Origin of the sequence: Gordonia sp. UBA7599, assembly GCA_002477755.1 — a bacterium.
Classification (GTDB): Bacteria; Actinomycetota; Actinomycetes; order Mycobacteriales; family Mycobacteriaceae; genus Gordonia.
In genome coordinates this window covers 1-8,467 of record DLKD01000026.1, presented here as the reverse complement: position 1 = coordinate 8,467, position 8,467 = coordinate 1, and the positions used below count along the sequence as shown (strand labels likewise).

The 8,467-nt window shown below is 67.7% G+C and carries 7 protein-coding genes and 1 pseudogene; 5 read left to right on the top strand and 3 right to left on the bottom strand.

Translation table 11 applies throughout. The features are described from left to right. The 3 genes from B4L26_RS02770 to B4L26_RS02760 form a co-directional block, all read left to right on the top strand. Positions 1–744: glutamine synthetase family protein (locus B4L26_RS02770; RefSeq protein ID WP_290715562.1), on the top strand; the 744-nt coding region annotated here is incomplete at its 5' end. Between the two features lie 7 nt (positions 745–751). Next, on the top strand, positions 752–3,745 hold the full coding sequence (locus tag B4L26_RS02765; protein WP_290715560.1) for a bifunctional [glutamine synthetase] adenylyltransferase/[glutamine synthetase]-adenylyl-L-tyrosine phosphorylase: 2,994 nt from the start codon (positions 752–754) through the stop codon (positions 3,743–3,745). 88 nt (positions 3,746–3,833) lie between these two features. After that, positions 3,834–4,481 (top strand): heme oxygenase (biliverdin-producing), encoded by a 648-nt coding sequence (locus B4L26_RS02760; protein ID WP_290715558.1) that lies wholly within the window; start codon positions 3,834–3,836, stop codon positions 4,479–4,481. Here the strand turns inward: B4L26_RS02760 and B4L26_RS02755 are convergent, their stop codons facing one another. Further along, entirely contained in the window at positions 4,482–5,090 is a 609-nt protein-coding gene (locus B4L26_RS02755) for an FKBP-type peptidyl-prolyl cis-trans isomerase (RefSeq protein WP_290715556.1), read from the bottom strand. It lies immediately after the preceding gene. A 77-nt stretch (positions 5,091–5,167) separates the two neighbouring features. On the opposite strand from B4L26_RS02755, the gene B4L26_RS02750 reads away from it, so the two are divergent. Further along, positions 5,168–5,578, top strand: coding sequence for a nitroreductase family deazaflavin-dependent oxidoreductase (locus B4L26_RS02750; protein WP_290715554.1), 411 nt, complete (start codon positions 5,168–5,170; stop codon positions 5,576–5,578). On the opposite strand, the gene B4L26_RS02745 is transcribed toward B4L26_RS02750, so the two are convergent. Beyond that, positions 5,575–6,318 (bottom strand): TetR/AcrR family transcriptional regulator, encoded by a 744-nt coding sequence (locus B4L26_RS02745; RefSeq protein WP_290715551.1) that lies wholly within the window; start codon positions 6,316–6,318, stop codon positions 5,575–5,577. The two genes, B4L26_RS02750 and B4L26_RS02745, sit on opposite strands and share 4 nt — an antisense overlap. A gap of 93 nt (positions 6,319–6,411) precedes the next feature. Between B4L26_RS02745 and B4L26_RS02740 the strand changes: the two genes are divergently transcribed. Continuing rightward, positions 6,412–7,923, top strand: coding sequence for an MFS transporter (locus B4L26_RS02740; protein ID WP_290715548.1), 1,512 nt, complete (start codon positions 6,412–6,414; stop codon positions 7,921–7,923). 85 nt (positions 7,924–8,008) lie between these two features. On the opposite strand, the pseudogene B4L26_RS02735 reads toward B4L26_RS02740, so the two are convergent. Next, positions 8,009–8,467, bottom strand: a pseudogene (locus tag B4L26_RS02735) (type I glutamate--ammonia ligase); the annotation flags it as partial.

Here is an 8,467-nt window from a genome sequence, read left to right as displayed (position 1 = left end):
CGCTACGCCGACGCGCTGTCGATGGCCGACAACGTGATGACGTTCCGCTACCTCATCAAGGAGGTGGCCATCAAAGAAGGCGTTTTCGCGACCTTCATGCCCAAGCCGTTCAGCGACCACGCCGGATCGGCGATGCACACTCACATGAGCCTGTTCGAGGGCGAGGAGAACGCCTTCCACGACCCCGACGACCCGATGCAGCTGTCGGTCGTGGGCAAGCAGTTCGTCGCGGGCATCCTGCACCATGCCTCGGAGCTGAGCGCGGTCACCAACCAGTGGGTCAATAGTTACAAGCGCCTCATCCACGGCGGCGAGGCTCCCACGGCGGCGACGTGGGGCCGGGCTAACCGTTCGGCACTGGTCCGGTTGCCGATGTACACGCCCAACAAGAGTTCGTCGCGCCGTGTCGAGGTCCGCAGCCCCGATTCGGCCTGCAACCCGTACCTGACCTTCGCGGTGCTGCTCGCCGCCGGGCTCAAGGGCATCTCCGAGGGCTACGAGCTGCCCGAGGAGGCCGAGGACGACGTGTGGGCCCTGACGCCCGGCGAGCGCCGAGCCATGGGTTACCGCGAGCTACCCGGCAGCCTGGCCGAGGCACTGCACGTGATGGAGAGCTCCGAACTGGTCGCCGAAACGCTCGGTGAGCACGTCTTCGACTACTTCCTGCGCAACAAGTGGACGGAGTGGACCGCCTACCGCAGCCACGTCACCCCGTTCGAGCTCCGCAACTACCTGCCGCTGTAGGACGGTCGTGCGCCGGGGATCGGTACCCAGCCCGGGGCGGCTCGGTCTACTAGACAGCGCCGCCGCGCACAACCTTGCCCTTCTCGGGTGGAATGCCGAGGAGTCGACCGACATCGCATGGGCGCTCTCGCGCGCGCCCGACGCCGACCTTGCCCTCAAGGCCCTGGTCCGACTGCGCGAAGCCTTGGGTGGCGGCTGGTACGAGGTAGCCGCCCTGATCGCCGGGGACAAGGGGTTTCGCGGCCGCCTGTTCGGAGTGCTTGGCAGTTCCGATGCCCTCGGCGACCACCTCGTTGCCGAGCCGGAGGCCTGGCGGGTGTTGGTGCCACCCACTCTGCCCAATGCGCTCGACATGCGGACCTCGATGCTGGCGGCGGTCGACGCCCACCCCGACCCGTCGGCCGGACCCGACGACCTCGTCTACCGCGCAGGTGTGACCGGCCCCGCGGCGATCATGGCGCTGCGCCGTGCCTACCGCGACAACATCCTGGTCATCGCGGCGCATGATGTGGCCGCGACCGTGCAGGATGAGCCCGCGGTGACCATTCCCGTGGCAACCGCACTCCTGGCCGACCTGGCGGACGCGGCACTGACCGCCACGCTCGCGGTGGCGATCGCCGGCGTGTGTGACGACAAACCGCTGACGGTGCGCCTCGCCGTCATCGCGATGGGCAAATGCGGTGCTCGCGAGCTCAACTACGTCTCCGACGTCGACGTCATCTTCGTCGCCGAGCCCGCCGACTCCACGTCGGCGCGCATCGCCGGCGAATTCATGCGCGTCGGGTCCGCTGCGCTTTTCGAGGTGGATGCGGCACTGCGCCCGGAGGGCAAGGCGGGATCCTTGACCCGCACCCTCGACAGCCACGTCGCATATTACGAGCGGTGGGCCAAGACGTGGGAGTTCCAGGCCCTGCTCAAAGCGCGGCCGATGTGTGGCGACATGGCTCTGGGGAAGGCCTACATCGACGCCGTCAACCCGATGGTCTGGACCGCGGCCGAACGCGACGACTTCGTCGTCGACGTCCAGGCGATGCGCCGCCGAGTGGAGTCACTGGTCCCCGAGGACTTGCGTGAGCGGAATCTGAAACTCGGCAGCGGCAGCCTCCGAGACGTCGAATTCGCCGTCCAGTTGCTGCAGATGGTGCACGGTCGCGTCGACGAGTCGCTGCGAGTACTGGCCACCGTCGACGCGCTGGCGGCGTTGACCGCGGGCGGCTACATCGGGCGCGACGATGGGGCGAACCTGTCCGCGTCGTACCAGTTCATGAGGTTGCTCGAGCATCGGCTGCAGTTGCAGCGGTTATCGCGCACCCACGTGCTGCCCGACCCTGACGACGACGTCGCGATGCGCTGGCTCGCGCGGGCCGCCCACATCCGCCCGTCCGCTGATCTCGATGCCGCCGGAGTGCTGCGCAACGACCTGCGCAAACAGCGCAAACGCATCCGGCAACTCCACGAGAAGCTCTTCTACCGGCCGCTGCTGGAATCGGTGACCCACTTCGACGCCGACGAGTTGACGCTGTCGAGTGAATCGGCCCAGCGCCGCCTCGCCGCCTTGGGCTATGCCAAGCCCGACCGTGCGCTCGGGCACATCCGCGCATTGGCCTCGACGGCGGGCCGGCGCGGGCAGATCCAATTGCTGATCCTCCCGTCGCTACTCGAGTGGATCAGCCGCACCCCCGACCCCGACGCCGGGCTGCTGAACTACCGCCGCCTCTGCGAGGAACTGGTCGACGCCGAGTGGTTCCTGCGCCTGCTGCGCGACGACGGTGTCGTGGCCCAGCGCCTCATGCACGTACTGGGCACATCGGCCTACATCGCCGAGTTGCTGATGCGCGCGCCCGAGGTCATCAAGCTCTACTCCGACGGAGCCGACGGCCCAAAACTCATTGGTGTGAACCCCGAGGACGTCGCCAAGGGCTTGATCGCGTCGACGGTCCGCCGCACCGATCTCAAGCCCGCCGTCGCCGTGGCCCGGGCGCACCGGCGTGCCGAACTGGCGCGCATCGCTTCGGCCGACGTGCTCGGGATGCTCGACGTGCCGCAGGTGTGCACCGCGCTGTCGTCGGTGTGGGCGGCGGTCCTCAACGCCGCACTGGCCGTCGTGGTGGCGGAGTCGCTGCCCGACGGTGGGGAGCCGCCGGCGCGGATCGCTGTCATCGGTATGGGCCGACTAGGTGGCGGTGAACTCGGCTACGGGTCCGACGCCGACGTGATTTTCGTCTGTGATCCCCGTCCGGGCGTCGACGAGACGACGGCGATCAAGTGGGCGACCACCGTCGCCGAGAACGTGCGGATCATGCTCGGCACCCCCAGTGCCGATCCGCCGCTGGAGGTCGACATCGACCTGCGACCAGAGGGACGCAACGGTCCGGTCGTGCGCACGCTCGCGGCCTATCGCGCCTATTACGACCAATGGGCGCAGCCCTGGGAGATCCAGGCGTTGCTGCGCGCCCACCAGGTCGCCGGTGATGACGACCTGGGCATTGACTTCCTGCATATGGCCGATGCGATCCGCTATCCGTCGGGCGGTGTCTCGCCGGAGGCGGTCCGTGAGATCCGCCGCATCAAGGCGCGAGTCGACGCCGAGCGGCTGCCGCGCGGCGCGGACCCCGCGATGCACACCAAACTGGGGCGAGGCGGCCTGGCCGACGTGGAATGGACGGTTCAGTTGGTGCAGCTGCGACACGCCCACGACCACCCTTCGCTCCACAACACCTCGACGTTGGAGTCGTTGGATGCGATCGCCGCCGACGGCCTGCTCCCCGAGGACCAGGTCGAGAAACTGCGCGACGCCTGGCTCACTGCTACCAAGGCGCGCAATGCGCTCGTCCTGGTGCGCGGCAAACCGGTCGACGAACTGCCCGGTCCGGGTTCGGCGCTGCGGGCGGTCGCATTCGCCGCGGGCTGGCCGGCCGACGATTCGGGGGAGTTCCTCGAGCACTACCTGAGGGTGACGCGCCGCGCCAAGACGGTCGTCACCGAAGTATTCGGGGCCTGAGGGTGGCCTTGCGCCCAACGTGGGCGCAACGCTGTGGTCTGCACCACGTGATAAGGGTTACCTCACTTCCGAGGGGTAGCATGGCTGCATGACGATTGTCGCCGAGGAATCCCTTGCACCGGCCGGCCGGACCTCTCAGGTGCTCCGCGAGGCGACCGCGCGCGCCCACGAGAACGCCGAGCGGTCGGCTTTCGTCGCCGACCTGATGGGCGGTCGGCTCGGGGTGGCGGCGTACGCCCGCCTGGTCGGACAGCTCGTGCACGTGTACCGCGCGCTGGAGGACACCGGTGCCCGACTAACCGGCGATCCGGTTGCCGATGCCGTCCTCGACGACCGGTTGGACCGCGTGCCGTCGTTGGAATCGGATCTCGCGGCGCTGGGCGTCGATCCGGCGGGGGAGCCGATGCTCCCGGTGACGATCGATTACGTTGCCGCGATCGAAGCCTGCGACGACGATGCGGTGCGCTACCTCGCCCACCACTACACCCGCTATCTCGGCGACCTGTCCGGCGGGCAGATCATCGCCAGCCGTATGCGCTTGCATTACGGGGTGCCCGACGAGGCGCTGGCGTTCTACCGCTTCACCGGCATCGACAAGCTCAAGCGCTACAAGGACGGCTACCGCGAGCGGCTCGACGCCCTCGACCTCGACCGCGACGCCCTGGCGCGGCTCACGACTGAGGCCATCGGAGCCTTCGAGTTCAACCAGAGGCTGTTCACCGAGTTGGAGAACTGACTATTCGCTGCCGTCGGTCTGGTCGATGGCGGCGATCTGCAGGACGAAGATCAACGGGTCGTCTGCTCGGATCCCGGCGTCGGCCTGTCCGCCCATCGGGCCGTAGCCGTCGGCCGGGGTCATCGCGACGGCGACCGAGGCCCCGGGCTTCTGCCCGACGATCGCCTTTTGGAAGCCGCTCACGACCTGCGTCAACGGGAACGACGCGGGTGTGCCGCGCTCATAGGCGCTGTCGAATGCCTTGCCGTCGCGACCGTTGACGCCCACGTAGCAGACCGACACCATGTCGTCGACGGTGATCACCCGGTCACCCTTGCCCTCGTGCAGGGTGTGGATCGTCGTCTCGGTCACCGTGAAGGGAGTGTCGACGGTGATGCCGGGGGCGTGGCTGGCCGTCGGCGCGACGACTTTGACCTCTCCGGTCGCTCCCTTGAAAGTCCAGTCGGGCTTGGCGTCGGCTGGTGCCGCGGCGGTCGGGCAGGTGCCTGTTTCCGGCTCGGTCCCGTGGGCCTTGTCGGTCTTGTCGTTGGAGCCGCAACCGGTCAGAACGAGGGCGGTCGCGGCGGCGAGGGTCGTGATGATTGCGGGGACGCGAGCGGTTTTGCGCATGGGTCTCAACCTAACAGACCACCCCGGGTACCCTCGTGCGCGAACACCCACCACTGGTACGCAAAGGATCCGGACGAATGGCCAAGCACCCGAATCACACGCCGCAGACTCCCATGCTGATCCCGGGTCGGGTTGAGGACTTCGTGGTCAAGCACCTCGACGGGCCGATGTCGCGGCTCGCGGGCCACCTGCCGTCGGTCTTTGCGACGGTGCACCATACCGGCCGCAAGTCGGGCACGCCCTATGCGACGACGGTGCAGGCCTTCCGTCGCGGCGACACGCTCGCCATCGCCCTGGTGCATGGGAAGACGAACTGGGCTAAGAACGTGCTGGCCGCCGGAGGCGCCGACATCACCGTCAAGGGCCGCGACATCCACGTCGTCAATCCCCGGATCCTGCCCGCCGGCAGCGACGGCTCCGGCCTTCCGCTGCCGATGCGGGCGACATTGAAGGTCGCCGCGGTGCTCGTCGCCGATATCGCCGCTTAGTCGACGATCCGTGCCGCAACGCCGTCGAGGATGAGGTCGAGCCCGAAGCGCAGCTCCTCGTCGAAGAAGTCGACGCCGCCGTCGTCGAGGTAGCCGCTCGCGACCGAGCGCGAAAGATTGGGATAGCGGTCCGCGTCGATGACCTGGGACAACACTGTCGTGTAGTGGTCGGCGCTCGATGCCCGCTCCGGGTCGAATGCGCCCATGTCGGCCGACATTCGCACGTGGTTGCGGGTGAAGCCCGAGATCAACAGCAGCGTCGACAGCCGCTGAGCGTCGGGTAGTCCGGTGCCGTCGAACGCCGCTATACCCGCGTCGGTCCACCGCAGCGTGTGGGGGCCGGCCGGTGGGCGGGTCATTGGCAGCGCAGTGGTCCAGGGGTGTGCGAGCTGACGGTCGACGATTGCCATCGTCCATGCCGTAACGCGGGCCCGCCAGTCTCCTTCGGTGGCCAATCCGGGCGGAGGGGGGCCGTAGGCCTCGTCGAACATGAGCTCGTAGACGTCCTCCTTGGCCTCGACGTAGCGATACAGCGACATCGGTGTGAGGTCGAGTCGTTCTGCGATGGCCTTCATCGATACCGCGTCGAGCCCGTCCGCGTCGGCGATCTCCATCGCCGCGCGGGCGATGTCTCCGACGGCCAGCCGGGGTTTGGGGCCGCGGCGGGAGCCCTGGGTGATGCCCCACATCAACTGCAGGTAGCGGGGGAGTGCGGTGGCCGACGGCATCATAGCGGTCATCCTAGCCGCCTTATTGCTTGCCTCGTACACAAAACAGGCTTAGTATCAGTCTTGTTCATAAACAGTATTTGGCATAAACAGTTAGGTGTGGTGATGAGTTCCTCACGTTCCCCCTGGATCGGCATGGTCGCATTGTGCCTGCCGATGCTCATCGTCTCGATGGACGTATCGGTGCTGTTCTTCGCCGCGCCGTTCATCGCGGCCGACCTGGGCGCGACCGCCGAACAACAGCTCTGGATCTTCGACGTCTATGGATTCGTCCTCGCCGGCCTGCTGCTGACGATGGGCGCGCTGGCCGACCGGATCGGTCACCGGCGGCTGCTCATGATCGGTGCGATTGCGTTCAGCACCGCATCGGTGGCCGCGGCGTTCTCGGTATCACCGGGAATGCTCATCGCGGCGCGAGCACTGCTGGCCGTCGGGGGCGCGACGCTCATGCCGTCGACGCTGGCCTTGGTCCGCCACCTTTTCGTCGACCCCGCGCAACGGGCACAGGCGGTGGCGACGTGGAGCGCGGTGTTCACCGGTGGTGTGGCGGTGGGTCCGATCATCAGCGGTCTGCTCCTCGAGCACTTCTGGTGGGGCTCGGTCTTCCTGATCAACGTGCCGGTGATGATGGCATTGCTGGTCGTCGCACCGTTCCTGCTCCCCGGTGGAACCGGCGACACGCGACGCAGCGTCGACGTGGTCAGCGCGGTGCTCGCTCTCGGTGCGATCCTGCCGGTCATCGAGGGCATCAAGAAGTTGGCCGCGCAGGGGTGGTCGTGGGCCCCGGTCGGACTGATCGCGGCCGGGATCTGCGTCGGTGCGGCCTTCGTGTGGCGCCAGCGGCACTTGACCCAACCTCTCGTCGACGTATCGATGTTCGCCGATCGGCGGTTCTCGGCGTCGATCTGGATCAACGTCGTCGGGGCGTTCGCCATTCTGGGTAACGCGATCATGATGACCCAGTATCTGCAGTCGGTGCTGGGCTATTCGCCGCTGAGCGCTGCGCTGTGGAGCCTGTTGCCCGCGGTGTTCATCGGTGCCGCTGCGCCGGCGGCGGCCACCGGTTCGGTGCGGTTCGGGCGCCCGCCGACGATCATCGTCGGCCTAGTCGTCGCCGCCGGCGGCTTCATCATCCTCGCGTCACTCACCACCGTCCACTCGTTGGCCGTGGTGCTGGTCGGCGCGACCCTGCTGGCCTGCGGCACCGTCGCCGTCTCGGCCGTCATCACCGACTACGTCGTCGGTGTGGCACCGGTCGAGCGGGCCGGTGCGACGTCGAGTCTGCTCGAAACCTCCAGCGAGTTCGGCGGCGCCTTCGGCATCGCCATCCTGGGCAGTGTGCTCAACGCGGTCTACCGGTTGTCCTTCGACGACGCCGCTTTCGCCGACACCCCCGCCGCTCGCAGCCTGTCCGGTGCCATCGCTACGGCGCACGGGCTGGGCGCAGAGCAGGCGCAGCACCTGATGGCGGTGGCGCGCAGTTCCTTCGTCGACGGACTCTCTGCGGCGGCATGGGTTGGCGCCGCGGTGTTGCTCGCCACGGCGGCGCTCGCGGCGTGGGCATTGCGGGGACCGTCAGAACATGCCGTGTCCGAGGAGCATGCGGCAGCCGAATAGGCACATGCCGCGGTGGAACAGACAGCGGCCCCCGACCCTTCCGGGTCGGGGGCCGCCGCGCGTGCCAGGGGAGGGATTCCCCGAATCAGCAGTCGTAGTAGAGCGAGAACTCGTACGGGTGCGGACGGATCTGCACCGGCATGATCTCGTTGTCGCGCTTGAGGCGGATCCAGGTCTCGATGAGGTCCTCGGTGAACACCCCACCGGCGGTGAGGTAGTCGTGGTCCTCCTCGAGACGGTCGATGACCGTGGCGAGCGAGGTCGGCGCCTGCGGGATCGACTTGGCCTCTTCCGGCGGAAGCTCGTAGAGGTCCTTGTCGACCGGCTCGTGCGGCTCGATCTTGTTCTTGATGCCGTCCAGGCCGGCCATCATCATCGCGGCGAAGGCCAGGTACGGGTTGCCCGAGCTGTCCGGGCAGCGGAACTCGAGACGCTTGGCCTTCGGGTTGTTGCCGGTGATCGGGATGCGCACACATGCCGAACGGTTGCGCTGGCTGTAGACCAGGTTGATCGGGGCCTCGTAGCCGGGCACCAGGCGCTTGTA

What these genes read in the sequence shown, in the direction of transcription:
- B4L26_RS02760 (WP_290715558.1), top strand. Translation starts at nt 3,834, where the DNA reads ATGACGATTGTCGCCGAGGAATCCCTTGCACCGGCCGGCCGGACCTCT.
- B4L26_RS02755 (WP_290715556.1), bottom strand. Translation starts at nt 5,090, where the DNA reads ATGCGCAAAACCGCTCGCGTCCCCGCAATCATCACGACCCTCGCCGCC.
- B4L26_RS02750 (WP_290715554.1), top strand. Translation starts at nt 5,168, where the DNA reads ATGGCCAAGCACCCGAATCACACGCCGCAGACTCCCATGCTGATCCCG.
- B4L26_RS02745 (WP_290715551.1), bottom strand. Translation starts at nt 6,318, where the DNA reads ATGACCGCTATGATGCCGTCGGCCACCGCACTCCCCCGCTACCTGCAG.
- B4L26_RS02740 (WP_290715548.1), top strand. Translation starts at nt 6,412, where the DNA reads ATGAGTTCCTCACGTTCCCCCTGGATCGGCATGGTCGCATTGTGCCTG.